This is a genomic window from Muricoccus harenae (assembly GCF_009848505.1).
In the GTDB taxonomy this organism is placed as follows: Bacteria; Pseudomonadota; Alphaproteobacteria; order Acetobacterales; family Acetobacteraceae; genus Roseomonas; species Roseomonas harenae.
Genome location: NZ_WWDL01000050.1, coordinates 1 through 24,215 on the forward strand (window position 1 = coordinate 1; position 24,215 = coordinate 24,215).

A 24,215-nucleotide genomic window follows, 5' to 3' on the forward strand; every position below is an offset into this window, starting at 1 on the left:
CTACTTCCACGGCTCCGACCGCCGGCGCGTCTGCATCGCCCTCACCGATGAAGCCGCCGATATGGTCATCTCCGCTCTCCAGGAAGAACTCGCCTTCTACCAATCCATCAGCGCCGGACGCTGAGGCAGGCATGCGCGCCGTTTAGAGGCCGAAGGGGTAGGTGTCCGCCGCGCCTTCCCTCTGCGGCGTCGGCAGCGGCGTCACCGCCGTGGTTTCGTCGAACCAGACATAGGCGTCGAACTGCCCGGGCAGGCTGCAGGAGGCATAATGGCTCCAGCGCTCGGTCTCCGGCCGATAGATCACGCCAATGAAGCGCTCCAGGCGCTCCTCCGCCAGGCGGTGCCGCAGGGAATCGTGCACGCCCTCCCGCAGGTCGAGAAGGAAGTGAGGCAAGGCACATTCATGCGCCAGCGCCTCGTAGCTGTCAGGCCGTGACGGGTTCACTTGCTTGACTTCCATCGGGTCACCCCAATCGCTCGCGCAGGCGACGGTGCCCGTATGGGTACCGAAGCCGATCAACGCAGCATCAGTCCCGAAACGTTCGCGGCAGAGCTGGCCGATGTTCAGCTCGCCGCGCTGCCCCATATCCGTGCTTGAAGCGTCGCCAATATGGGAATTGTGCGCCCACACGACGGCCCTGGCCTCCTTGCCCCCGGCTTCGAGCAGGGCGCAGAGGGTCTCAAACATATGCGTGTCGCGCAGGTTCCAGCTTTTGGCGCCGCCATAATACATGGCGCGATAATAGGCCTCAGCATTCTTCACCAGCCGGGCGCTGACTGAGGCGTCGAGAAAGCTTTCGCCGCCCTGGCGGGCATACTCCACCCGCCTGTCCAGCAATTCCCGCAGCACCTTTGCCACTCCTTCCTCGCATGGGGCATATCCGCGCGACAATGCCATCCGGCCGTAATCCTGCGGCTCCTCGGCCCAGGGCATGAGGCAGCCATAGCGTTCCCGTGCGACAGCGGCGGCTTCGGGATCGACGCGATCGAGATAACCGAGCACCGCTTCGATCGAGGCGGAAAGATTATAGAGGTCGAGCCCATGGAAGCCGGCTTGTTCCTTCGCCTCCCGGCCGGCATTCCAGCCCCGCAGCCACTGTAAGAAGGCGCTGACATCGGTGTTGCGCCACATCCACACCGGGAAGCGGGTGAAGGGCGGCTCCGCCTGGGTGGAGGCGGGGCGGCCACGCAGCTGGCGGTCAAGGCTCGCGGCATCGGGCCAGTCGGCCTCCACTGCCACGATGCGGAAGCCATGCCGTTCGATCAGCCGGCGGGTAATGGCGGCCCGGGCGCGATAGAACTCCGAGGTGCCATGGCTGCATTCGCCGAGCAGAACCACGCCTGCGGTCGCGAAGCGATCAAAGAGCGCCCCGAAAGCGGGGTCGTCTAACTCGGGCAGTGGTTCCGCCGCAGCCCGGATCAACTGCGGCAGCGGCGCATCGCCAGGCAGGTTGGACATGCGATCTTCCTTCGCTCTGCGGACGCGTGAGGCGCACGCGCAAAACGCCCGAGCCGCCATTGGGTCGCAGGTGAATTTGGCGAGGGAAATCCCTGTTCCATCGAACTTCCATGCCTGCACTGGCGTTAATCCATGGAGATGGATGCCGGCGGAGCGGTCGGTCCTGCTGGAGATGTCCTGGCCAGCCTGGAGCGGAGGCGGCGCAGCGCGGAGCGCCGTGGCTGCGTGCAGGGAGGTGCGGCAGGCAGGCTGGGCGGCCCAATCCCTCAACGGGCACGGAAAATCCCTACCTCCGATCACTGGCGGTCTTTGGCTGCGGTTTCGCCTCCCTCGCGACCGCTCAGGAGCTACGCCATGATGTTCCATGACCGTGCCGATGCCGGCCGGCAGCTGGCCGAGCGCCTGCTGCATCTGAGGAACGAGGATACGGTCGTGCTGGCCCTGCCGCGCGGGGGCGTTCCGGTGGCCGCGGTCATCGCCGAGGTGCTGCACGCGCCGCTCGACCTGCTGATCGTGCGCAAGATCGGCGCGCCGGGTCACCAGGAACTCGCTGTTGGCGCCGTCATGGGCGGGATCCATCCCGCGACCGTGCTGAACGAGGACATCATTCGCGGCCTTGGCGTGCCGGACAGCTATATCGAGCGCGAGGCGGAGCGCCAGCGCGGGGAGATCGAGCGGCGCCGGGCGATCTATTTGCGCGGCCGGCCGCCAGCGGCGCTCAAGGGCCGCACGGCGCTGGTCGTGGATGATGGCATCGCAACCGGCGCGACGATGCGCGTTGCCCTGCGCGCGCTCAGCATGGGCGGCGCGGTGAGGCGTATCGTGCTGGCGGTTCCCGTGGCGCCGCCCGAAGTTGGGGAGCAGCTACGGCGGCTGTGCGACGAGGCAGTCTTCCTCGCCCTCCCGCCGAGCTTCCGCGCGGTCGGACAGTACTATTCGAACTTCACCCAGACGGAAGACGGGGAAGTCGTCGCCCTGCTTGACCAGGCGGCGGCACGGATGTCAGGCCCAGGCCAGCCCCCCTGAGGCCCTGCGCGCCTTGGGCAGGGGTGGGTGTCCCTCAGGCGGTCTGCGGGGCCGCCGAGCCAAGTGCGGCAGCTCGATCCGTGGCCAGATCCTCCGCCCGTCCCGTACCGGCCGCGCGTGTCCCGGGCTGTCCGGTGACCAATCCCTGGATGAAGTCGATGAAAGCCCTGGTCTGCGGCCGCACGATCAGGCGGTGCGGGATGACAGCATAGATGTTCTTCGGCCGTACCTCGTAACCGGGCAGCACCACCTCCAGACGCCCGGCGTCGAGGTCCGCCTGGACGTGGAAGCGGTAGAAGTTCCCGATGCCCCCGCCGGCGAGGCAGGACTGCCGCAGCATGTCGCCATTGTCCGACAGCAGCCTGGTGCGAACGCGGAAGGCCTGCCAGTCCGTGCCGTTTCGCAGCATCCAGGGCTCCGCCAGCTCCGAGAAGCGGCCGGACAGGCATTCATGGCTGTGAAGATCCGCGGGCGAGGGCGGCCTGCCGTGCCGATCCAGATAGGATGGGGCCGCACACAGGGTGCGGGGGCTCGCCGCGAGGAGGAAATGCGCGAGCTTCGATTCCGGCTCCTCCTGCAGCGTGATCGCCACGTCGATGCGGTCGCGGATGAGGTCCGGCGTCGCGCTGCTCACCATCACGTCCACTGAGAGGCCCGGATGCTTATCGAGGAACTCGTGAATGCGCGGCCCGAGCACGACGGCGGCGAAGGAGGGTGGCGCCGCCACGCGCAGATGCCCGGTCAGCTCCCGATCAGGGGCGAAGACCGATGCCGCGCGATCCACCTGCACCAGGATGGCAAGGCATTGCTCGTAGAAGCGCTCGCCCGCATCCGTAACGCTGATCCGCCGCGTCGTCCGGTGCACCAGCGCGACATGCAGGGCCTGCTCCAGCGACTGCACCTGCTTGGTCACAGAGGAGGGCGAGAGCCGAAGCTGCCGTGCCGCCGAGGAGAAGCTTTGGGTTTCGACGACCGCCACGAAGCAGCGGAGCGACAGGATGCTGGCCTCGTTAAGAATTCCATTCGGCAGAACGGCCATGGGCTTCCGATTGCCTCCATATTGGAAATAATCTTTTCATCTTATTCCCTGTAATCAAGAACTGCCAACTGCTCCATGATCCCGGGCAAGACGGCGGGGACCAGCGACGGCCCCGATCGCTAAGGGACGGAACATGGCCATGACGGATGATCTCGCGCGCGCGCAGCAATGCGGCTTCGGCAATCGCAGCGGCTTCGGTCAGCGGCCTGCCATTCTGGTCGTAGACTTCGCGCGCGCCTTCACCTCTCCCGCCAGCCGCCTCGGCGCCGACATGGCCCGTGAGATTGCCCAGGCCAACCGGCTAATCCTGGCCGCCCGTGCCGCCGGCGCGCCTGTCTATCTCTCCACCATCGCCTATGCCGATCCGTTCGCGGAAGCCGGAGTCTGGGCCGACAAGATTCATGGCCTGCGCGAACTGGTGCTAGGCTCGGAGGCGGTGGAGCAGGACCCACGCCTCGCGCTGGAACCCTCCGACCGGATCATCGTGAAGCGCTTCGCAAGCTGCTTCTTCGGCACGACGCTGGAGGCCGATTTGCGGCGCGATTCCATCGACACGCTGATCATCGCGGGCTGCACGACCAGTGGCTGCGTGCGCGCAAGTGCGGTCGATGCCTGCTCGCATGGCTTCCGCACCATCGTCGCCCGTGAGGCGACGGCCGACCGGTTGCACGCGGCGCATGAGCAGAGTCTGATCGACATCGACCTCAAATATGGTGACGTCCTGGCGGTGGACGACATCCTGGCCAGGCTCTCCGGGGATGGGCAACGGATCAAGCGGCGCGCCTGACGTGCCGGCGGCACTCAACGAGGAAGGGAGGAGAGAGACAATGAACGACACGCATTTCGACCAAGGGCGCACGCTGTCCCGCCGCGCTGCATTCGGCCTGGCCGCCGGCGCGGCCGGACTGGCCCTCGGGGCACGCCCCGCCTTTGCGGCGGAGAAAATCCGCATCGCCCTCGCGACCAAGACCTGGTGGCCCTCGGTCATCGCCGAGGTGGCGGCCAAGGAAGGGCTCTTCACCCGCGCGGGGGTCGATGCCGAGCTGACGGTCTACCGCAGCGGCGGCGAAGCCTTCGAAGCATTGGCCGCTGGCGCCACGGACATGATCACCGGCCTCGTTCCGCAGATGGCCACGGGCCGCCGGCGCGGCGTGAACACGAAGATCGTGGCCCTTGCCGCCGATGCCAACACCGGCTGGAAGCTGCTTGTCCGCACCAATTCACCGATCCGCAGCATGGCGGATGTCGCCGGCAAGAAGGTCGGCATCACCGCGGCCGGCTCGCTCTCCGACTTCATGGCCCTGTGGAGCCGGACCAACTACAAGATTGACTTCACCAGTGTTCCCCTCGGCGGTGGTGGCCTCGTCCCAAACCTGCTGTCCGGCAATGTGGACGCGGCGATCGTCTATTCGCCCTTGAGCTTCCAGATGCTGCAGCGTGGCCAGGCCAGGGAGATCGAGGATTTCGCCAAGACTATCCCGCCGCATCTTGCCGTGGGCTGGGCCACCACCGACGCCATTATCGACGGTCGCAAGGACCTCCTGCGCGCCTCGCTCCGTGCGCTCTATGGCGCGGTGGCGCATATGCGCAGCAACCGGGACGCGGCCATCGCGACCATCGCGGAGGTGAACGGCATTCCGGCCGCCGTGGCGGCCCAGGAATATGAGGAAACCTTCCTCAAGCTCTCCACCGACGGGCGCTTCACCCTCGACCAGACGCGCGTGGCGCTCGACCTCGCCCGCATCGGCGGCTTTCAGAACCTGGCCTCGGCCGAGGAGATCGTCACCATGGAATTCACGCCGGTGTCGCTGGCGGCGTGATGTCCGGAACAGTCCCCAGCGCCAAGAGTGGCAGATCGGGCCATGGCCTGCTGACCTGGTTGCTCGGCCTCCTCGTGCTCTTCGGCGCGTGGCAGGCCGCCTATGTCGGGGAACTGCTGGACCCGATGCTGCTGCCCTCGGTTCCCGAGGTGCTGGCCACGGCGGCGGAGCTGATCCGGCAACCGGCCTTCCTGGGCCACGCCGGCGTCACCCTCCTCGAAGTGGCGGCGGCCTTCGCCATCGCCGTGCCGACGGGCATCATCCTCGGCATCGCGATCGCGGAGAGCCCCTATTGGAGCGCCGTGCTGAAGCCGGTGGTGTTTCTCGTCTTCTCCATACCGAAGACCATCTTCCTGCCGATGTTCATCCTGGCCTTCGGGATCAACTTCTCCCAGAAGGTCGGCTTCGGCGTGTTCTCCACGATCTTCATCGTGCTGATCAGCGCCTTCTCCGCGCTGGAATCGGTAAAGAGCGAGCATGTGCGCGTGGCGCGCGCCTATGGCGCGACGCTGCGGCAGATCGCCTTCCGAGTCTATCTGCCCTCCATGGCGCCGATCCTGCTCGAGGCGGTGCGGCTGGCGATGATCTTCAATCTCACCGGCATCCTGCTGGCCGAGATGTACGGCTCCCGCGCCGGCCTGGGCCAGCTCGTCTCCAACTGGGGCGAGAACTTCATGCTGCGCGAGTTGCTCGCGGGCATCCTGATCATCTCGGCCGGCGCCATCCTCTTCAACGAGGCGGTGCGTTGGTTCGAAACCCGCTGCGAGCATTGGAGGGCGTGATGACGAGCCTGGCCATTCTGGAGAAGGAGACGGCCTTGAAGCCGACCGGGGCCGCTGGCCAGACCGCTCCGGCCACCGGCTCCGTGCAGGTGCGAGACCTGGAGCATACCTACGACGCATCGGGCCGCACGACCAAGGCGCTGGAGGGCATCCAACTCGACATCGCCCCAGGCCGCTTCGTGGTGATCGTGGGCCCCAGCGGCTGCGGCAAGTCATCGTTGCTGATGATGATGACCGGCCTGCTCAGGCCGTCCTCCGGCACCATCCTGTGCGGCGGCCGGCCGATGACGGAGCCCGACCCCGATGTCGTCGGCGTGGTCTTCCAGGAAGCGAGCCTCTATCCCTGGCTGACCGCGCAGGACAATGTCGAGTTCCCCCTCTCGCTGCGCCGCATGCCGAAGGCGGAGCGGGCGAAGCGTGCGCGGGACCGGCTGGCGCTGGTGGGGCTGAACGGCTTCGAGGACCGCTATCCGCATGAGCTGTCCGGCGGCATGAAGCAGCGCGTCTCCATCGCCCGGGGCTTGGTGCAGGACCCGCCGATCCTGATGCTGGACGAGCCCTTCGCCGCGCTGGACGAGCAGACCCGTATCTCGATGGGCGACGAGTTGCTGCGGATCTGGGAGCGGACCGGAAAGACCGTCATCTTCGTGACACATAGCCTGACGGAAGCGGCCTATCTGGCGGATGAAATCATCGTCATGTCGGCGCGACCAGGCCGCATCATCGACCGCATCGAGGTCGACCTTCCGCGTCCGCGGACCTATGAGATGATGTCCACGCCACGCTTCGCGGAATTGCGGGAGCGGATCTGGAGCCAGATCCGGACGCAGGTCGTTGAGTAGCGCCGCCACCGCTGCCGCGGCGGCTTCCGCGAGCCGGTTCCGGGTGGAGCCGGCGACGATGCGGCGGCTGCTCGGACTAGCCCTCCTCATCCTTTGGGAAGTGCTGCCGCGGGCCGGATTCATCCCGTCGCTCTTCCTCCCACCGCTCACGGAAACCCTCCGGGCGCTCGTCGCCGGGGGAGGGGAGTATCTACGGCATCTCCTGCTGTCGCTCTACGCGATCGGGCTGTCGATGCTCGCGGCCTGTGGCATCGGCATCGGCGCCGGGCTGCTCATCGGCTCCATTGCCCCGGTCCGGCGCGTGGTGCAGCCGCTTGCCTCGGGGCTCTACGCGGTGCCGCTGGTGATCCTCTATCCGCTCTTCACCGCCTGGTTCGGTATCGGGCCGCAGTCCAAGATCGTCTTCGCAAGCATCTACGGCCTGCTTCCCTGCTTCCTCGGCACCGTGGCGGGCGTGCAGACGATCGACCGCCAATACGTCACCGTGGCCCGCAGCATGAAGGCGTCCCGCTGGCAGATGGTCAGCCGGGTGCTTCTGCCGGCGGCGATTCCAACGGTGCTCTCCGCCTTCCGCGTCGGCGGTGCGCTGGTGATCGTCGGCATCGTGGTGGCCGAGATGCTCACCTCCACCGAGGGGATCGGATATCTCATCACGCGCTACCGCACGCTGCTCGAAAGCCCACGCGTCTCTGCCGGGATCCTGGTGGTCGTCGCGCTCGTCGTCGCCTTTGACAGCCTGGTCCGGCTGCTGGAGCGCCGGACGCGGCATTGGCGCCTCTCCACCCGTTCCGCCTAGGCCTTACTTCTCTCCCCATGCAAGCGCTCTGCCCTGGAGTCCGGGAATGACGACCATCACCCTGTCCTTCGACAACGGGCCCGATCCCGATGTCACCCCCCAGGTGCTGAACACGCTTCGGCGGCACGACCTGCGCGCCACCTTCTTCGTCCTGGGCGACAAGTTGCGGGACCGGCGGGCCCTGGCCGAACGCGCACATGCGGAGGGGCACTGGATCGGCAACCACACCTACAACCATCTGGTTCCGCTGGGCCTGAGTGCGGAGCGGGGAATCGCCGCCTCCGAGATCACCCGGACCGAGGCGCTGATCGGTGACCTGGCGCATGAGCGCCGCTTCTTCCGGCCCTTCGGCGGCGGCGGCCTTCTCGATCAGCGCCTGCTCAGCCCGGAGGCCCTGGAGCAGTTGCAGCAGGGGGGCTACACATGCGTGCTCTGGAATACGATTCCCGAGGACTGGGCCTATCCGGAGGGTTGGGTGGAACGTGCGCTGCGACTGTCCTTTGCCCGGGAGCACGCGCTGATCGTCCTCCACGACCTGCCGACGGGCGCGATGGACCGGCTCGACCACTTCCTGCACGCCGCGAAAGATCGCGGCGCCGTGTTCCGGCAGGACTTCCCGGCAGATTGCGTGCCGATGGAGCGCGGCCGCCTGGTGGGCCCGATCGAACCCTATCTTCAGCGGGCCGCCTGATCGCCCGTGCAACATCATCCGAGAGGTTCAAGATGAAGCTTTGCCGCGTCGGGCCGCCTGGCCAGGAAAAGCCCGCCCTGGTCGACGGGAAGGGGCATGTCCGGGACCTGTCCTCGATCCTGCCGGATATCGACGGCGCCGCGCTGTCGCCCGCGCGCCTCGCGGAACTCGCCCGCATCGCGCCGGAGAGCCTTCCGCTCGTCCAGGGGGAGTTCCGCTATGGCGTGCCTGTGGCCGGTAGCTCCAAGTTCATCTGCATCGGCCTGAACTATTCCGAGCACGCTGCGGAATCCAACCTCCCGATCCCCTCCGAGCCCATCATCTTCCTCAAGGCGCCGTCCGCCATCTGCGGACCGAATGACGACACGATCGTTCCCCTGAACTCCACGAAGCTCGACTGGGAAGTGGAGCTTGGCGTGGTGATCGGCTCGGCGGGACGCAACGTACCGGAGGAGCGCGCCCTCGACATCGTGGCCGGCTACTGCGTGGTCAACGACGTGTCGGAACGCGCCTTCCAGATGCAGAGCTCACAATGGGACAAGGGCAAGGGCTGCGACAGCTTCGGCCCGACCGGCCCCTGGATCGTGACGCCCGATGAAGTGCCGGATCCGCAGGCGCTTGGCATGTGGCTTTCGGTGAATGGCACCCGCATGCAGGATGGCAGCACGCGCACCATGATCTTCGGCGTGAAGCCCATCATCTCCTATGTCAGCCGCTACATGACGCTGATGCCGGGCGACATCATCGCGACGGGAACTCCATCGGGCGTCGGGATGGGCAAGAAGCCCGAGCCGGTCTGGCTCAAGCCGGGCGATGTGGTGGAGCTTGGGATCGAAGGCCTCGGCACGCAGCGACAGACGGTGGTGCCTTACCGCTAGCGCGAGGCGCGGCAGCGCCAGTCTGGCGCTGCCGAAGGGAAGGCGGGCGCCAAGGCGGCAGCAAACTCGTGCTGCTGACCTGCGGCCTATCCTCCGGCGGTTGGTGTAGCGCCGCACACGCGATCCGCTAGACAGCCGTATGAGTTTTTGCACGCCGCATCGCGCCGCGACCGGCGGGCGCTCCGTCATTCCGAACTGCCCCACCGTCGGCCGCAAATGCCTATCACGCGAGGGCTAGCCGGGGCACAGCGCACGCGGCTTGCAGCCGCAGCCGCCATCACAGGCGATTTCGGTAAGCCGGATTGTCTGAGCCTGCATGGAGGGTGTGCTGCCCCGACGAAGGAGGGGGAATGTGGCACCCGCGGGCCTGACCGACGGACAATGGCCCGGTCTGCACCGCTTCCACATGAAGCTCCCATCTCGGCACGTTGCGCATTCTACCTCCGCAGCAGCACCCCACCCGCTAGAGCCTCACGAAAAATCTTATTGTGTTCGAGAGTTATTGCTGGTTTTCATCCAGAAATAAGCCAGACAACAAAAAATATTCAGTTTGGTATCCAATTTGGAGGAAATCATGGCCATCGTCACAGGCACCGAAAGCGCTGACCTTCTCGAAGGCGGCGGCGGCGATGACGTGATCGATGGGCTTGGCGGTGACGATCGGTTGTACGGCGAATACGTTGGTGACCTGGACGACGAGGGCGGGCACGACACGATAACCGGAGGCAAAGGCCAGGACCGAGTCTCCGGCGACGTCGATGGCTCCCTTTGGGCCGGTGACGGCGGCATCCCGACCGGCGGCGACGACAACATCGATGGCGGCAACGACGACGATCGGCTCTACGGCGACGCGGGGAAAGACTTCCGCACCTTCAGCGCCGGCGAACTTGCGTTGGGCGGACAGGACACCATCACGGGCGGGCTGGGCAACGACCTCATCTATGGCGATGCCGGCATCGAACTGCTGGCCGCCTCGGGTGCCTTTGTCCTCGGTGGCGACGACGACTTGTCGGGTGAGGACGGCAATGATTACATCTATGGCGACGCCGGCCGCAACTTGGTCGCGCTTGCCGGCGGCCATGTGGAGGGCGGCAAGGACTCGCTGACGGGCGGAATTGGCCAGGACCGTCTCTTCGGTGACGCGGGCGGCATGCTCACGGCGGTGGGTGACGGCGAAGCCTTCGGCGGCGATGACGAGCTGGACGGCGCCGATGGCGACGACAGTCTCTTTGGTGATGCCGGCAGCGACATGGTCACCAATGGCCTGTCCGACCTCGGCGAGGGCCTGTTCAGCACCCAGGGCGGCGACGACAGGCTGCTCGGCGGGACAGGCAATGACAAGCTCTACGGCGATGCCGGCCGAACCTTGGATGCCGCGGCCGCCTATACCGGCGTGCTCGGCGGCAATGATCTTCTGGAGGGCGGCGAAGGCAACGATGCGCTCTACGGAGACGCCGGGACGACCTTCTTCGCGCGGGACACCAATGCCTATGCGCAGGGCGGCAACGACACGCTGCGTGGCGGCACTGGGAACGACAAGCTCTACGGCGATGCCGGTGCCAGCATGGAGGCCGGGGCCGAGGCGAATGTCACTGGTGGCGACGATCTCCTGGAAGGCGGCGACGGCAAGGATACCCTCTATGGCGATGCCGGGGGGCGTATCTTCGCCGATTCCTCTGACGGCTTTGCCGCAGGCGGCGATGACACGCTCTATGGCGGCATCGGCGATGACACGCTCGTTGGTGACGCGGGCGGGGCGATGGAGTCCGTCGAGGGGATCGTCCATGGTGGCGATGACCAGCTCGATGGCGGCATCGGCAATGACAAGCTGTATGGCGATGCCAAGGGCGACATCAATTCCCGCTTCTCGGCGATCATCCGCGGTGGGGACGACACGCTACTTGGCGGCGACGGGACCGATACCCTCGTCGGCGATGCCGGCGGCGATATCCGGACACTGGACGGCTATGTGTTCAGTGGACATGACATGCTGGACGGTGGCAGTGGCAACGACGCCATCTACGGAGATGCCAGGGGCAATCTCATCTCCGAGCCAGGTGGCGAGCTGGAGAGCGGTAAGGACAAGCTGCTCGGTGGCATCGGTGACGACAAGCTCTATGGCGATGCCGGCGGCATGATGCATGGGATGGCGGATGCGTTCGTCCATGGCGGCGATGACGATCTCGACGGTGGTGACGGACATGACAGCCTGTATGGCGATGCCGGTACGGATCTGATCACCAGCGTGCTCTACGATCTTGTCGAGGGCACCTTCGCCACGCAGGGCGGCGACGACACGCTGCTGGGGGGGAAAGGCAACGACAAGCTGTTCGGGGATGCCGGCCGCACGCTGGATGCGTCGGTGGCCTATGCCGGCGTGCTCGGCGGCGCCGACCATCTGGATGGCGGCAAAGGCGATGATTCGATCTTCGGTGATGCCGGCACCGATTTCTTCGCGCGCGATACCAGTGCCCGCGCCATCGGTGGTGCCGACACGCTCACCGGCGGCGTGGGCAATGACAAGCTCTATGGCGATGCCGGCGGCCAGATGTTCTCCGGGGCCGAGGGCCTTGTCCTTGGCGGCAACGACATCCTCGATGGCGGCGACGGCAAGGACATCCTCTATGGCGATGCCGGGGGCCGCTTCTTCGCGGATTCCTCCGACGGGCGCACCCGGGGCGGCGATGACACGCTCTCGGGCGGCGCCGGCGACGACAAGCTGATCGGCGATGCCGGCGGCGACCTGGAATCGCTGGAGGCTTCCGTCCGCGGCGGCATTGACATTCTGGACGGTGGCAGCGGCAACGACACGCTGTATGGCGATGCGATGGGGATCATTAAATCCTCGGCTGACGGCTTCGTTGGTGCGGGCGGCGACATCCTCTCCGGCGGCGACGGAAGGGACACGCTCATCGGCGACGCCAGCGCGATCCTGGCAATCAACGGCAGTGTTGCCAATGCCGGCGATGACACATTGGACGGCGGCGCGCAGGACGACGTGCTCTATGGCGATGTGAGCGGCAACGTCATTGCGACGAACAGCGAGGTTTATCTCGGCAGCGACACATTGCGTGGCGGCGCCGGGAATGACCGCTTATACGGCGACGCGGGTGGCGCGATTCTGGCTGATGCCGAAAGCAGCATCACCGGCGGCAGCGACAACCTGGATGGCGGCGAGGGTAACGATACCCTGCGCGGCGGCTTCGGTGCCGACATGCTGACGGGGGGTACCGGCGCGGACCGCTTCGTCTTCGCCAGCGGTGACGGCGGCGCGACCATCCCCGAGGCCGACGTCATCCTCGACTATCTGCGCGGAACCGACCGGATTGGTCTGGCGGATGGCCTGACCTTCGCCGGGGTCTCCCTCGGGGAGGGCATGTTCTTGGGTGGCGGCGCCCTCGATACGGTGATCAGTGTGACTGAGACAGGCGAGATCCTGGCGGTTGTCCAGGATGTCACTGGCCTCACCTCAAGCGACTTCTATCTCGTCTGATGACATCGGCCCCGCGGCTCTCAGCTCGCGGGACCGGTGGAATCATAGCGGAGCATGAGGCGCATCAACCGCCAGGTTGCGCCCGCGTTGCATCCGGGCGTCGTCCGGAATGCGCATCATGATCCTTCCGTCCCTTTTCCCCGCCTATCGCCGGGCCGCGCTCGGCGCCCTGGCAACCGCCGGCTTGGCCGTCGGTGCCCAGTCTGCCGACGGGCAGCCCACTGGAGCACGGGCGGCTGGGCATGTGGTGCTGCTCGGCGACTCGATCTTCGACAACAAATCCTATGTGGCGGGCGGACCGGACGTCCTGGCCCATCTGCGCGCCCGGCTGCCGGGCGGCTGGCAAGCGACGCTGGCGGCCGTGGACGGCGCGGTGACCGGCGGCCTGCGCCAGCAGATCACCCGCATTCCTCCGGATGCGTCCCACCTCGTGCTCAGCATCGGCGGCAATGACGCGCTGCAGCAGGAGGGTGTGCTCGCGGAGGGCGCGCGGAGCGTCGGGGAAGGGCTCGCCCGCCTGGCCGCGATGCGCGAGCGCTTCCGCTCCAATTACGGAGCGGCGCTCGACCTGCTGCTCGCGCGGCGGCTGCCCCTGGCAATTTGCACGATCTATGATCCGCGCTTCCCCGATCCCGTCCGGCGGCAGCTCGGCATTGCGGGGCTGGCGCTGTTTAATGACGTCATCACCCGCGAGGCCTCCGAGCGGGGTCTGCCGCTCCTCGATCTCCGCATTCTCTGCGACGAAGACGCGGATTTCGCGAATCCGATCGAGCCATCGGTGCAGGGAGGCAGGAAGATCGCCGCGGAAATCGCCCACCTGGTCACGGAGCACGACTTCGCGCGCCCGCGACCCGAGGTCTTCAGCGGTCGCCCCAGGAGAGCCTAGGCCCAGGCCCGCCAGAAGAACACGGCCGTCATGGCGGTGCTGAACAAGATGACGAAGCCCCGAAGCACCGGCGCCGGCATGCGGCTGGCGAGGCGCGCGCCCAGATAGCCGCCGATAATCCCTGCCACGAGCATGACCAAGGTCTCGGGCCATCGCACGGGGCCAGCAATGGCGAAGCAGAGCACCGCGACCAGATTGGCCGCGCTAACGAGCAGCGTACGCAGTGCGCTCATCGCCTTGATGTCGAGCTCGCCCAGCAGGCCCCAGACGGCCAGCATCATGATGCCGACGCCGCCGCCGAAATACCCTGCATAAACCGAGAGCAGGACCTGCGCACCCAGCACCGCACCGCGCCCGACCCGGTACCGCTTCCGCAGGGCGGCGCCGAGCGGGCGCCCGAAGGCGAAGGCCAGGGTGCCGATCAGCAGCAGCCAGGGCAGTACCCGGTCGAAAGCTCTTTCCGTGGTCGCGAGCAACAGCAAGGCACCGGCCAGACCCCCGGCAAGGCTGATCAGCACCAGCATGGACAGCGGGATGCCCTGCAAGGGCCGAAAGTCATGGCGCCAGGCCCAGGCGCTCGCCAGTCCACCGGGCATCAGGGCGACGGTGCTGGAGGCGTTCGCCGCCACTGAGGGAAGGCCGACGAAGACCATGGCCGGGATGCTGACGAAGGAGCCGCCCCCGGCGGCGGCGTTCATCGCGCCCGCCAGGAGGCCTGCGGCGAGCAGGATGAGCGTGGATTCGATGTCCATGCGCAGGAGCCTGCCGCAGCGGAGCGGCCTTTGCACCTCCCCCACCATGCATGGGCGCCGGCCGGGTTGCCCCGTCACGCGCCCGCCGAAGTCAGCGCATGCTGGACGCGATGGCCTCGGCCACGCGGCGCGCGAAAGCCACCGGATCGCGCGGCGTGTCGCCATCCTGCACCCTGGCGAGGTCCAGCAGGATGCCCGCGGCCTCTTCCAGCCCGGCCGCTCCTTCCGCCCGGCTGGCCAGGCTACGGACCAGCGGATGGCGGGGATTGATCTCCAGCACCGGCATCCCGCCCCCGAACCCGCGGCCGGCACGCTGCAGCAGGCGCTGCAGATGGAGGTCGGGCCCGCCTTCCGGGGCTGCGAGCACCACGGCGCTGTCCACCAGCCGGTCGGTGGCCCGCACCTCGGACACCTCGTCCTTCAGTGCATCCTTCAGCAGCGGGATCAGCCTGGACAGGTCGGCTGGATCCTCCAGCGCGGCATCCCCGGTCGTGATCTTCGAGAGGTCCACCGATCCCTGGGTGATGCTCCGGATCGGCTTCTCCTCGAAGCGGTCCAGGCGCTCTGGCCAGAAGGCGTCGATCTGGTCCGAGAGCAGCAGCACCTCCACGCCACGGGCCCGGAAGCCCTCCAGCTGCGGGGAATTCGCCAGCGCCTCCGCCCGGTCTCCGGCCAGGACATAGATCGCCTCCTGCCCCTCCTTCATGCGCGAGACATAGTCGGCAAGGGAGGTCCGGCCCTCCACGGCGGAGGAGCGGAAGCGCAGCAGGGCGGCGAGATCCTTGCGGTGCTCCGCATCCTCCCACACGCCCTCCTTCAGGATCGGGCCGAAATTCTCCCAGAACTTCGCGTAGTCCTCGGCATCCTTCGCCCGGCTCTTCAGCTCCGACATCACGCGCCCGGTTACTGCGCGCCGGATGCGGGCGAGCACCGGGGTGGATTGCAGCATCTCGCGCGAGACGTTGAGCGGCAGGTCCTCCGTATCCACCACGCCCTGCACGAAGCGCAGCCAGGCCGGCAGAAGCTCGGCCTCGTCGGTGATGAACATCCGCCGCACATGCAGGCGAACGCGGCTCTCCCGCTCGCCCTCCACCACCTGGAAGGGCTTCATGCCCGGGATGAAGAGCAGGGCGGTGAAGTCCAGCGCCCCTTCGGCGCGCCAGTGGAGCGTGGCCCACGGCTCGTCGAAGACATGGCCGAGATGGCGGTAGAACTCGGTGTAGCTCTCTTCGCTGACCTCGGATTTTGGCTTGCGCCAGAGCGCCGTGCCCTCATTGGCCGGCTCGTCCTTGCCATCCCGCACTATGGCGATGGGGATGGTGATGTGGTCCGCCCATTTGCGGATGATCGTCTGCAGCCGGATGGGCTCCAGGAACTCTTCCGCATCGGGCTTGATGTGCAGCACGATGTCGGTTCCGGCATCGTCCCGGCTTGCCCCGGCCAGAGTGTAGTCGCCCTGACCCTCGGAGGCCCAGGTCCAGGCCTCCTCCACCCCAGCGCAGCGGGAGGTGACCTCGACGCGGTCGGCCACCATGAAGGCAGAGTAGAAGCCGACGCCGAACTGCCCAATCAGGCTGGGGCGGTCGCTGGGCTTGGCTTCGGCCAGGGATTGGGTGAAGGCCCGTGTTCCGGAGCGGGCGATGGTCCCGAGGTTCTCCGCCAGCTCTGCCTTGGTCATGCCGATGCCGGGATCGGAGATGGTGAGGGTACGGGCCGCCTTGTCCGGGATAATCCGGACGGCGGCGCCCTCTGGCACGGCGGGGATGGATTGGGTCAGGGCCTCGAAGCGGCGCCGGTCGACCGCGTCGGCCGCATTCGCAACCAGCTCCCGCAGGAAGATCTCCCGATCCGAATAGAGGGCATGGACCACCAGGTCCAACAGCCGCCCGACCTCTGCGCCGAATGCGTGGCGCTCCACCGTCTCACCCACAAACATCCTCCAAGGCTCAGAACCAAAGGGAGCTGCGATATGAAAGGAGTTGCGCCCTGCTTCAAGATGGCGGGCGGGCGCCCGCGTCAGGCCGCCCGGCGGTCCAGCCAGTCCCGGAACCGGTACCAGTTGCCAACCATGGGCAGCATCCAGGGGTGCCCCGTGTAGAAGGGCCGCGTCGGGAAATCCCGCCCGTCGAAAACAGGGACGTGGTTGCTTTTCCCGAGCAGCTTCTTGCCCAGCTCCGCCCCCAGATAGGAGAGCATCGCCACCCCGGCCCCGTTGCAGGCCATGGCATAGTGCAGTCCCTTCTGCGTCACTCCCATATGCGGCAGGTAATCGAAGGCGAAGGCAACGTTCCCCGTCCAGACATGGGTGACGCGCGTACCCTTCAGCTGCGGCCAGCGCTTCAGCATCATGTCGTGCAGGATCGGGGCCGAGACCTCCGGCGTCACCTGGGTGAAGCGGGCGCGGCCGCCGAAGATGACGCGCCGGTTGTCGGGGGAGAGGCGGTAATAGCAGAGGATCCGCCGGCTATCGGCCAGGGTGCGCTGCTTCGGGATCAGGCTGCGGGCCAGATCGGGGTCGATCTCCTCCGTGGCGATAATGTGCGATGCCACCGGAATCAGGCGCCGCCGCAGGTCGGGCGTCAGCCCACCCGTGTAGCCATTGGTGGCGATCACCACCTCCCGCGCCTCGATCGGCCCGCGCGAGGTCTCCACCCGCCATCCTTCGGCGATGCGGGTCAACGCACCGGCCCGGGTGCTGCCGAGCAGCGCCGCCCCATGGCGCTGCGCCGCCGCCATGAGACCGCGATGGTAAAGCCCTGGATGCAGCTTGCCCGTGCGGTTCACCAGCATGCCGCCGTAGTAGTAGTCGGAGGCGATCTCCTCCCGCTGCCGCGCACGCGGGAGCATGGAGGCGCCGGCATCCGCAAATTCGTTCAGCGCGTCGATCTTGGCCGCCATGCCATCGTAATGCTTCGGCGTCCAGGCGCCCACGAAGCGGCCGGTGCGCTCGTAATGGCAGGCGATGCCTTCCCGCTGGATCAGGGATTCGATGTGGGCGAGACCTTCGGAGGCATCGCCCATAATGGCGCGCAGCCACTCCTTCACCTCGTCCGGGCTCTGCCGGCCTTTGGCGCCGGACAGCCCCTTGCCGACGTTGTTGCCGCCGGAGACGCCGCCGCCATTCCGCGTGGAGGCGCCGAAGCCGAGCGGCTCGGCATCGAGCACGACGGGGCTGGCGCCGCCCCGGCCCAGCTCGATCGCGCAATTCAATCCGGTCAGCCCACCGCCGACGATGACCACATCGGCCTTCGCAGGCAGGTCTGCCGGCGGGTCGTCGCCCATGGAAATCGCCTCCCACCAATAGGGAAGCGGCTTGAAGCTGGGATGGAAGACCGTGCTGTCCATGGCGTCCTCAGCGCGTGATGGTCGTGGTGAGCGCACCACGGCCGAAGAGGCTGGTGAGGCCGAGGCAGAGGCCCACCAGCAGGATCTGCAGGACCGACACGGCCGCGATGGTCGGGTCGATCTCCATCATGATGTTGTCGAACATCTTCTTCGGCAGCGTCATCGACGCGCCCGAGAGGAACATCGCCAGCACCAGCTCGTCGAAGGAGCTGATGAAGGCGAGGAAGGCGGCGGAGATCAGGCTCGGCCGCAACTGCGGCAGGGTGACGCGCCAGATGATGCGCGGCCAGGCCGCTCCTAGCCCCGCGGCGGCCTGTTCCTGCGCCTCGTCGAAGGTCCGTAGCCCGGCGCCGACCAGGATGACGACGAAGGGCAGCGCCAGCACCGTGTGGGCGATGGCGACACCATACCATTCCCCGATCAGCTGCAGGCGCGAGAAGACGCCGTAGAGCGCGATGGAGAGAATGATGGTCGGCACGATGATCGGCGCAGCCGCCAGCCGGTCCAGCACCCGCACCCCCGCCAGCCGGGAGCGGACAAGGAAGAAGGACAGCGGCACGCCGAGCCCCATGGCCAGCACCGTGCAGAGTGTGGCGGCCTGCACGCTGCGGATGGTGGCGTCGATCCAGCCCGGGTCGTCCAGGTAACGCTGGTACCACTGCCAGGAGAAGCCGGGCGGCGGGAACTGCAGGTAGGAGGCTGAGGAGACGGAGATCGGGAAGACCACGAGCAGCGGCAGCATCAGGAACAGGAAGACCAGCCCCGCGGAACTCGCGAGAAGGAAGTTGCCGACGGAAAATCGTCTAGGATGTCGCATGGCGTCCTCCCCGCGTCAGGCGCCCGATCAGCGCATAGATGACCAGGGTCGCGGCCAGCAGCACCGTGGAGAGGGCGGCGGCGAAGGGCCAGTCCAGGAATTCGCGCACCTGCTGCTCGATCAGCATCGAGATCATGATGACGCGGCCACCGCCCAGCAGGGCAGGGGTGATGAAGAAGCCGAGCGACAGCACGAAGACCAGCGCGCATCCCGCCGAGACGCCGGAGAGGGAGAGCGGGAAGGTGATCCGCAGGAAGGAGCGCCAGGCCGGGGCGCCAAGCCCTTCCGCCGCGCGGGAAAGGTCGGGGTCGACGCGCAGAAGCGCCGCATAGATGGGCAGCACCATGTAGGGCAGCAGCACCTGCACCATGCCGATGAGCACGCCCCCCATGTTGTGCAGCAGCGGCAGCGGCGCATCGATCCAACCCCAGTCGCGTAGAGAGCGGTTGATCACGCCGTTGCGCCCCAGCAGCACGAGCCAGGCATAGGTGCGGACGAGCACGCTGGTCCAGAAGGGCAGGAGCAGTGCGAAGAGGCCGAGTGCGGCGCCAACCCGCCCCGCGCGGGAGAGCCAGACGGCGACCGGATAGGCGAGGAGAAGGCAGATCCCCGTCACCATTGCCGCGATCTTCAGGCTGTCGGCCAGTACGGTCACATACAGCCCGTCCAGCGTCGCCTTCTCGAAATGCTCCAGCGTACCGCCCTCCACCGAAAGCGACAGGAGGCGCAGCACTGGCCAGGCGAAGACCACGCCGAGCATGAGCAGGGCGGGCAGGCCGAGGAGGAACAAGCCCAGTTCCCGCCGCGCCAGGGTCCGGCGGCTATCCCCGGGGGACGACATGCACATCCTCCGGCGAGAAGCCCACGAGCATCGTCGCCCCCTCAGAGGCGGGCGGCGGCGACGAGGGGCGCAGCGGGATGCGGGCGAGCACCTCGGCCCCCCCATCCATCTGCAGGCGCAGCTTGGCGGACAGGCCGAGGAAGATCGTCTCGACCACCCGGCCGAGCCCCTGGCAAGGAGCCGCTTCGGCTTCGGTGGCGAGACGCAGCGCCTCGGGTCGCAGCAGCAGGGTGACGGTGCCTGGCGGATGCGCGCCGGCGAGGGGAACACCGCCGAAGCCCGGCACCTGCGCCACCCCGTCCAGCAGGCTGCCCTCCAGCAGATTGGATTCGCCCAGGAAGTCCGCCACGAAGCGGGTGGCGGGGCGGGCATAGAGTTCCGCAGGCGGCCCCACCTGCTCGATCCGCCCCCTCTCCATAACGGCAATGCGGTCCGACATGATCAGGGCTTCTTCCTGGTCATGGGTGATGAACAGCGTTGTCAGCCGCAGGCGGCGCTGCAGCCGCCGCACCTCGAGTTGCAGCGCCTCGCGCAGCTTGCGGTCAAGCGCGCCGAAGGGTTCGTCGAGCAGGAGCAGCCGGGGGCCAAACACCACCGCACGGGCCAGCGCCACGCGCTGCTGCTGCCCGCCGGAAAGCTGGCGCGGCAGGCGCTCGCCGAAAGCTTGCAACTCGACCAGGCGCAGTGCCTCCTCGACCCGGCGCGTGATCTCCTCGCGAGGTCGCCGGCGCATCTCCAGCGGGAAAGCGACGTTCTGCGCCACCGTCATGTGCGGGAATAGTGCGTAGTTCTGGAACACCATTCCCATGTCGCGCCGCCGGGGCGGGGAGAGGGTGACATCTTCCCCGCCCAGCAGCACGGCTCCCTCATCCGGGATTTCGAAACCAGCCACGGTCTTGAGAAGCGTCGTCTTGCCCGAGCCGGAGGGGCCCAGGATCGTCAGGAACTCCCCCTCCGCGACATCGAGATCGACACCTCCCAGTGCCGCGACCGGGCCGAACCGCCGGACGACCCCCTTGACCGAAAGCTGCACCCGTTCTGTCCCGCCCTCAGCCGCGCAGCATCCAACGGTTCCAGCGCTCCTGGGCCCGCGCGCCGTTCTCCGTCCACCAGGCCACGTCCAACCAGAACTGCTTCTGCATGTTCTCCGGCGCGATCGGCAGGAGCGGGCGGACATCCTCCGCGACGAAGTTCATCGTCTCCGGGTTCAGCCCCGCATAGGACAACTCATTCGCATAGATCGCCTGGAGGCGCGGATTGGTCATCACCTGAAGGAACTGCTGGCCCCAGTAAGCCTGCCGCGTGCCGCGGGGGATACCATAGACGCTGCTCTTGAGGCTGCCGCCCGTGAATTCGGTGGCGATCGGCGCGTCGCGCCGCGTCAGCTCGAAGAAGCGACCGTTCCAGCCGGTCGCGAGAACGACCTCCTTGTCGACCAGCAACTGCGCCGGTTGTGCGCCGGTCGACCACCAGACGGTGATATGCGGCCTGATCTCGTCCAGCTTGCGGAAGGCCCGGTCCATGTCGAGCGGATAGAGCTTGTCCAGCGGCACGCCATCCGCCAGCAGCGCGAATTCCAGGTTATCGACCGGATGGTTGCGCAGAGAACGCGCGCCGGGGAAGCGCCGCACATCCCAGAACTCGGCCCATCCTTTCGGCTGGCTGTTCCCCGGGAAGACATCGGTGCGGTAGCCGAGGGCAGTGGAATAGGCGGAGGAGACATAGACATGCGAATCCCGCACCGCCGCCGGATAGTTCGACAGGTTGATAATCGAAGTGTCGAGCGGCTCCAGAAGGTTCAGCTCCTTCGCGCGCGTCGCGTCCTGCCCGCCGATCTCCGTAACGGTCCATTCCGGATTGCCGCTATTCACCATCGCGCGCAGCTTGCCGAAGTCGACGGGGGAGGTGTCCACCACGCGGATGCCGTGCAGGCGCTCGAATTCTGCGAAGTAGGTGCGCCGAAAGATGTTCGCCATGGCGCCGCCCGAGGCGTTGACCACGATACGGTCCGGCTTCGGTGGCGTGACGCGCTGCGCCAGGGTGGGCAGCGGCAAGGCCGTGGTCAGCAGCCCGCCGGCCGCGCGGAGGAGGCGGCGGCGCTTCGGCTGGATCGTCATGGTGACACCTCCCTTTGTTTGTTCAAGCGGGATGGACGTGCCGCTGGAGCAGTGGCTTGTGGACTTCAATGAATTCGGCAACGGCGGCGGCGAAGCGCTTCGTCTCGGCCTCGCCAACCGGAAGGCTGAGCGCCACCATGCCGCGGCGTGCCAGGTAGAGGCCGGCCTCCATCATGTCGAAGAAGAACAGTTCCCGCAGGCCTTCCTCGGCCGGCGTTGGTATGGATGGGCGCTCGATGGGGCCAGGGCGGAATTGCACCGTCATCATGGAACCAAGCCCGGTGAAGTCCATCGCCACCCCGGCGTCCGCGCAGAGTTCGTTCAGCCGCGCCCGCAGCGCCTCGCCGCGCGCGAAAAGCGAATCCGCCGCCGCAGCATCGAAGATCTCGCCCATCGCGACGCAGCCCGCGGCCATGGAGAGCACGTTGTTGTTGAAGGTGCCCGCATGGGCGAGCGTGCCGGCGAACTGATCCATAATGTCCTGCCGCCCGCCGAAGGCGCCGAAGCTCATGCCGCCGGCGACATATTTTCCGAGCGTCGTGAGATCCGGTCGAAGCCCCAGCCGCGCCTGCAACCCGCCCGCCGCCATGCGGGAGGTCATCACCTCATCGAGTATGAGCGGGATGCCAGCCGCCGCCGTCTCCTCGTGCAGCGCGGCCAGGAAATCCGGGCGCGCCGGGATGCAGCCGCCAGAGCCCAGCATCGGCTCGATGATCACCGCGCCCAGCGTGGCTGCGTGCTCGCGGATCGCGGCGACGGCGCCCTCCAGGTCATTGTACTCCGCCAGCACCGTGGGAATGGGCACCGCCATCGGGCTGGTGCCCGTCAGCGGGAAAGTGAGCACGCCGCCATGATAGCCCCCGCGGAAGGCGAGCAGGGATGACCGCCCTGTGAAGGCGCGGGCGGCCATCACCGCCATCAGATTCGCTTCCGTTCCGCTGTTGGTGAAGCGGACGCGCTCCATCGACGTGAAGCGGGCGCAAAGAATGGCGGCGAGGCGCTGCTCCGCCTGCCCGACCGCGGCGAGGCTGAGGCCGTTCGCCAGTGCCTCGCGCAAGGCGTCGTGGATGCGCGGCTCCGAATGGCCGAAGAGCCCGGCTGTATATTCGCCGCACAGGTCGAGATACTCGTGCCCGTCCAGGTCCCACAGCCGGCAATCCGCGCCGCGCTTCATCGCGGTGGGGAAGGGACCATAGGCCAGCACGGAGCGGGTGTTGCCGCCGGGCAGGACGGCTGCGGCCAAGCGGTGCTGCTCCGCGCTTGCCGGCCTTGCCGCCACATAGCGTGCGCGCGCCTCCGCCAGGGAAGTGGCGAGGTCGCTGTTCCGCGAAAGCGGCAGCGCGGCGCTCATGCTGCGCCACCGAAGCAGCGGCCCGCCGCAGGTGCGTGCCCGTTCCTGGCTCGGTAAAGAGAAGCGCGACGGCTCACGGCGGCCCCTTATGCCATCCCGAATTCGTCGTTACTGTGATCACAGAGTCGGACGCATGCAAGCTTCTTCGAACAGCGATCCCTCCCTTGAGGAGCAAGCCTACCGCCGGCTGCGCCAGGCTCTGGTAGAAGGCGTCTTCACGCCTGGCCAGAAGCTCTCGATCCGCCGCATCGCCGCGGCGCTGGGCACCAGCCCGATGCCGGCGCGCACCGCACTGCGGCGCCTTTCGGCGGAGCAGGCGGTGGACGTGCTGCCCTCCGGCACCGCCGTCGTGCCACGGCTGACGCGCGCTGCCTTCACCGAGCTGGGCGCGATTCGGGCGGAGCTGGAGCCGCTCGCGCTCCGCCTTGCGGCTCCGGCAATCGACAAGGCTACGCATGCCGCCCTGACTCAGGTCGTGCGCTCCGGCCGGTCGGCGCGCGAGGCGAACGATGCGGTGGAAGTGCTTCGCGCCGACCGGCAGTTCCTGTTCACCCTCTACCGCGCGGCGGCGGCACCAATGCTTCTCGGCATCATCGAGGCGCTCTGGCTCCGGCGCGGACCGCATTTCTGGGATGCCCGGTGGCTGCTGCTGGGCCGCGTGCCCGCCGCGAACCGCCATGTCGAGATCCTGGAAGCCCTGCGCAGCAAGGATGGCACCCGCGCCTCGGCCGAGCTGAAGACCGAGATCGAGAGCACGACGGCCTATCTGCTTGAGCGTATGCGCTTCGTGGACGATCCCGGCGCTGACGGAGGCCTCGCAGGCTTGCAGCCCCTGGAGGGAACGACGCGGAAGCAGGCCCCCTTGCCTGACAGGCCGCCGGGCAAGCGCCCGGCAAGGCGCACCGCATCATAAGGAAACCGAGATGAGCCGCGTCCTTTACCGCAATCTGCGCTCCGACCCTGCCATCGCCGCCAGTGGCGACGGGCTGTGGCTGCGAGCTGCGGAAGGTTGGGACGTGATCGACGCCTCGGGCGGTGCCGCCGTCGCCTGCCTCGGTCACGGGAACCGCCGCGTGACCCGAGCGATGATGGAACAGGCCGAGCGGCTCTCCTACGCGCACACGGTCTTCTTCACCTGCGACGCCGCGGAGGAACTAGGGCCTGTCCTCAGATGAGCCAGACATAGGCTGCGGCGAGGTGGATCGCGCCGAGGAAGTTACGTGCGGTCTTGTCGTAGCGGGTGGCAATGGCACGGAACTGCTTGAGCTTGGCGAAGAAGT

23 protein-coding genes are annotated in these 24,215 nt (G+C 67.3%); 12 read left to right on the top strand and 11 right to left on the bottom strand.

Annotation, left to right across the window (positions count from 1 at the left end):
• Positions 1 to 142: 142 nt before the first annotated feature.
• The gene (locus tag GSE44_RS23450; protein ID WP_235925101.1) at positions 143 to 1,459 is read right to left on the bottom strand and encodes an erythromycin esterase family protein; all 1,317 of its coding nucleotides are present in this window, start codon (positions 1,457 to 1,459) and stop codon (positions 143 to 145) included.
• Positions 1,460 to 1,813: 354 nt separating this feature from the next.
• Between GSE44_RS23450 and GSE44_RS23455 the strand changes: the two genes are divergently transcribed.
• On the top strand, positions 1,814 to 2,485 hold the full coding sequence (locus GSE44_RS23455) for a phosphoribosyltransferase (protein WP_235925102.1): 672 nt from the start codon (positions 1,814 to 1,816) through the stop codon (positions 2,483 to 2,485).
• 34 nt (positions 2,486 to 2,519) lie between these two features.
• Here the strand turns inward: GSE44_RS23455 and GSE44_RS23460 are convergent, their stop codons facing one another.
• A complete protein-coding gene (locus GSE44_RS23460; protein ID WP_159351258.1) occupies positions 2,520 to 3,524 on the bottom strand; it encodes a LysR family transcriptional regulator in 1,005 nt (334 codons plus the stop codon).
• Between the two features lie 139 nt (positions 3,525 to 3,663).
• Here GSE44_RS23460 and GSE44_RS23465 point away from each other — a divergent pair, with 139 nt between their 5' ends.
• From GSE44_RS23465 to GSE44_RS23505, 9 genes are all read left to right on the top strand, one after another.
• On the top strand, positions 3,664 to 4,311 hold the full coding sequence (locus tag GSE44_RS23465; protein WP_201306217.1) for an isochorismatase family protein: 648 nt from the start codon (positions 3,664 to 3,666) through the stop codon (positions 4,309 to 4,311).
• Between the two features lie 40 nt (positions 4,312 to 4,351).
• A complete protein-coding gene (locus tag GSE44_RS23470; RefSeq protein ID WP_159351260.1) occupies positions 4,352 to 5,344 on the top strand; it encodes an ABC transporter substrate-binding protein in 993 nt (330 codons plus the stop codon).
• A complete protein-coding gene (locus GSE44_RS23475; RefSeq protein WP_159351261.1) occupies positions 5,344 to 6,126 on the top strand; it encodes an ABC transporter permease in 783 nt (260 codons plus the stop codon). Before GSE44_RS23470 ends, GSE44_RS23475 begins: the two co-directional genes overlap by 1 nt.
• Positions 6,126 to 6,968 (top strand): ABC transporter ATP-binding protein, encoded by an 843-nt coding sequence (locus GSE44_RS23480; RefSeq protein WP_159351262.1) that lies wholly within the window; start codon positions 6,126 to 6,128, stop codon positions 6,966 to 6,968. Before GSE44_RS23475 ends, GSE44_RS23480 begins: the two co-directional genes overlap by 1 nt.
• Positions 6,961 to 7,764, top strand: coding sequence for an ABC transporter permease (locus GSE44_RS23485; protein WP_201306218.1), 804 nt, complete (start codon positions 6,961 to 6,963; stop codon positions 7,762 to 7,764). The genes GSE44_RS23480 and GSE44_RS23485 overlap by 8 nt, the downstream gene beginning before the upstream one ends.
• A 46-nt stretch (positions 7,765 to 7,810) precedes the next feature.
• A complete protein-coding gene (locus tag GSE44_RS23490; protein ID WP_159351263.1) occupies positions 7,811 to 8,455 on the top strand; it encodes a polysaccharide deacetylase family protein in 645 nt (214 codons plus the stop codon).
• Between the two features lie 32 nt (positions 8,456 to 8,487).
• Complete coding sequence (locus GSE44_RS23495) at positions 8,488 to 9,333, top strand: fumarylacetoacetate hydrolase family protein (RefSeq protein ID WP_159351264.1); 846 nt, start codon at positions 8,488 to 8,490, stop codon at positions 9,331 to 9,333.
• Between the two features lie 574 nt (positions 9,334 to 9,907).
• On the top strand, positions 9,908 to 12,826 hold the full coding sequence (locus GSE44_RS23500) for a beta strand repeat-containing protein (protein ID WP_159351265.1): 2,919 nt from the start codon (positions 9,908 to 9,910) through the stop codon (positions 12,824 to 12,826).
• Between the two features lie 118 nt (positions 12,827 to 12,944).
• The gene (locus GSE44_RS23505) at positions 12,945 to 13,712 is read left to right on the top strand and encodes an SGNH/GDSL hydrolase family protein (protein WP_159351266.1); all 768 of its coding nucleotides are present in this window, start codon (positions 12,945 to 12,947) and stop codon (positions 13,710 to 13,712) included.
• Here GSE44_RS23505 and GSE44_RS23510 read toward each other — a convergent pair.
• The 8 genes from GSE44_RS23510 to GSE44_RS23545 all read right to left on the bottom strand — a co-directional run bounded on the left by GSE44_RS23510 (position 13,709) and on the right by GSE44_RS23545 (position 22,935).
• Entirely contained in the window at positions 13,709 to 14,464 is a 756-nt protein-coding gene (locus tag GSE44_RS23510; protein WP_159351267.1) for a sulfite exporter TauE/SafE family protein, read from the bottom strand. The genes GSE44_RS23505 and GSE44_RS23510 overlap by 4 nt on opposite strands.
• 91 nt (positions 14,465 to 14,555) lie before the next feature.
• Complete coding sequence (gene htpG, locus GSE44_RS23515) at positions 14,556 to 16,394, bottom strand: molecular chaperone HtpG (RefSeq protein ID WP_159351268.1); 1,839 nt, start codon at positions 16,392 to 16,394, stop codon at positions 14,556 to 14,558.
• 86 nt (positions 16,395 to 16,480) lie between these two features.
• Positions 16,481 to 17,809, bottom strand: coding sequence for an NAD(P)/FAD-dependent oxidoreductase (locus tag GSE44_RS23520; RefSeq protein WP_159351269.1), 1,329 nt, complete (start codon positions 17,807 to 17,809; stop codon positions 16,481 to 16,483).
• A gap of 7 nt (positions 17,810 to 17,816) precedes the next feature.
• Positions 17,817 to 18,626, bottom strand: coding sequence for an ABC transporter permease (locus GSE44_RS23525; protein WP_159351270.1), 810 nt, complete (start codon positions 18,624 to 18,626; stop codon positions 17,817 to 17,819).
• A complete protein-coding gene (locus tag GSE44_RS23530) occupies positions 18,613 to 19,467 on the bottom strand; it encodes an ABC transporter permease (protein WP_235925103.1) in 855 nt (284 codons plus the stop codon). The genes GSE44_RS23525 and GSE44_RS23530 overlap by 14 nt, the downstream gene beginning before the upstream one ends.
• Positions 19,448 to 20,500: an ABC transporter ATP-binding protein gene (locus GSE44_RS23535; RefSeq protein ID WP_159351272.1), complete on the bottom strand. Its 1,053-nt coding sequence runs from the start codon at positions 20,498 to 20,500 to the stop codon at positions 19,448 to 19,450. The genes GSE44_RS23530 and GSE44_RS23535 overlap by 20 nt, the downstream gene beginning before the upstream one ends.
• Positions 20,501 to 20,516: 16 nt before the next feature.
• Positions 20,517 to 21,584 carry an ABC transporter substrate-binding protein gene (locus GSE44_RS23540; protein ID WP_159351273.1) on the bottom strand — a complete coding sequence of 356 codons (1,068 nt, stop codon included), beginning with the start codon at positions 21,582 to 21,584 and terminating at the stop codon, positions 20,517 to 20,519.
• 22 nt (positions 21,585 to 21,606) lie between these two features.
• Positions 21,607 to 22,935 carry an aspartate aminotransferase family protein gene (locus GSE44_RS23545; RefSeq protein WP_159351274.1) on the bottom strand — a complete coding sequence of 443 codons (1,329 nt, stop codon included), beginning with the start codon at positions 22,933 to 22,935 and terminating at the stop codon, positions 21,607 to 21,609.
• Positions 22,936 to 23,068: 133 nt separating this feature from the next.
• On the opposite strand from GSE44_RS23545, the gene GSE44_RS23550 reads away from it, so the two are divergent.
• Positions 23,069 to 23,848 (top strand): GntR family transcriptional regulator, encoded by a 780-nt coding sequence (locus GSE44_RS23550; RefSeq protein ID WP_159351275.1) that lies wholly within the window; start codon positions 23,069 to 23,071, stop codon positions 23,846 to 23,848.
• 10 nt (positions 23,849 to 23,858) lie between these two features.
• The gene (locus tag GSE44_RS23555; RefSeq protein ID WP_159351276.1) at positions 23,859 to 24,110 is read left to right on the top strand and encodes a hypothetical protein; all 252 of its coding nucleotides are present in this window, start codon (positions 23,859 to 23,861) and stop codon (positions 24,108 to 24,110) included.
• Here the strand turns inward: GSE44_RS23555 and GSE44_RS23560 are convergent.
• Positions 24,103 to 24,215, bottom strand: a 113-nt coding sequence (locus GSE44_RS23560; RefSeq protein WP_159351277.1) for a transposase, incomplete at its 5' end; no start/stop codon positions are given. The genes GSE44_RS23555 and GSE44_RS23560 overlap by 8 nt on opposite strands.

Bases quoted from the DNA above. Each gene is read 5' to 3' on its own strand.
- GSE44_RS23450 (WP_235925101.1), bottom strand. From the start codon at position 1,459: ATGTCCAACCTGCCTGGCGATGCGCCGCTGCCGCAGTTGATCCGGGCT.
- GSE44_RS23455 (WP_235925102.1), top strand. From the start codon at position 1,814: ATGATGTTCCATGACCGTGCCGATGCCGGCCGGCAGCTGGCCGAGCGC.
- GSE44_RS23460 (WP_159351258.1), bottom strand. From the start codon at position 3,524: ATGGCCGTTCTGCCGAATGGAATTCTTAACGAGGCCAGCATCCTGTCG.
- GSE44_RS23465 (WP_201306217.1), top strand. From the start codon at position 3,664: ATGACGGATGATCTCGCGCGCGCGCAGCAATGCGGCTTCGGCAATCGC.
- GSE44_RS23470 (WP_159351260.1), top strand. From the start codon at position 4,352: ATGAACGACACGCATTTCGACCAAGGGCGCACGCTGTCCCGCCGCGCT.
- GSE44_RS23475 (WP_159351261.1), top strand. From the start codon at position 5,344: ATGTCCGGAACAGTCCCCAGCGCCAAGAGTGGCAGATCGGGCCATGGC.
- GSE44_RS23480 (WP_159351262.1), top strand. From the start codon at position 6,126: ATGACGAGCCTGGCCATTCTGGAGAAGGAGACGGCCTTGAAGCCGACC.
- GSE44_RS23490 (WP_159351263.1), top strand. From the start codon at position 7,811: ATGACGACCATCACCCTGTCCTTCGACAACGGGCCCGATCCCGATGTC.
- GSE44_RS23495 (WP_159351264.1), top strand. From the start codon at position 8,488: ATGAAGCTTTGCCGCGTCGGGCCGCCTGGCCAGGAAAAGCCCGCCCTG.
- GSE44_RS23500 (WP_159351265.1), top strand. From the start codon at position 9,908: ATGGCCATCGTCACAGGCACCGAAAGCGCTGACCTTCTCGAAGGCGGC.
- GSE44_RS23505 (WP_159351266.1), top strand. From the start codon at position 12,945: ATGATCCTTCCGTCCCTTTTCCCCGCCTATCGCCGGGCCGCGCTCGGC.
- GSE44_RS23510 (WP_159351267.1), bottom strand. From the start codon at position 14,464: ATGGACATCGAATCCACGCTCATCCTGCTCGCCGCAGGCCTCCTGGCG.
- GSE44_RS23520 (WP_159351269.1), bottom strand. From the start codon at position 17,809: ATGGACAGCACGGTCTTCCATCCCAGCTTCAAGCCGCTTCCCTATTGG.
- GSE44_RS23525 (WP_159351270.1), bottom strand. From the start codon at position 18,626: ATGCGACATCCTAGACGATTTTCCGTCGGCAACTTCCTTCTCGCGAGT.
- GSE44_RS23530 (WP_235925103.1), bottom strand. From the start codon at position 19,467: ATGTCGTCCCCCGGGGATAGCCGCCGGACCCTGGCGCGGCGGGAACTG.
- GSE44_RS23540 (WP_159351273.1), bottom strand. From the start codon at position 21,584: ATGACGATCCAGCCGAAGCGCCGCCGCCTCCTCCGCGCGGCCGGCGGG.
- GSE44_RS23545 (WP_159351274.1), bottom strand. From the start codon at position 22,935: ATGAGCGCCGCGCTGCCGCTTTCGCGGAACAGCGACCTCGCCACTTCC.
- GSE44_RS23550 (WP_159351275.1), top strand. From the start codon at position 23,069: ATGCAAGCTTCTTCGAACAGCGATCCCTCCCTTGAGGAGCAAGCCTAC.
- GSE44_RS23555 (WP_159351276.1), top strand. From the start codon at position 23,859: ATGAGCCGCGTCCTTTACCGCAATCTGCGCTCCGACCCTGCCATCGCC.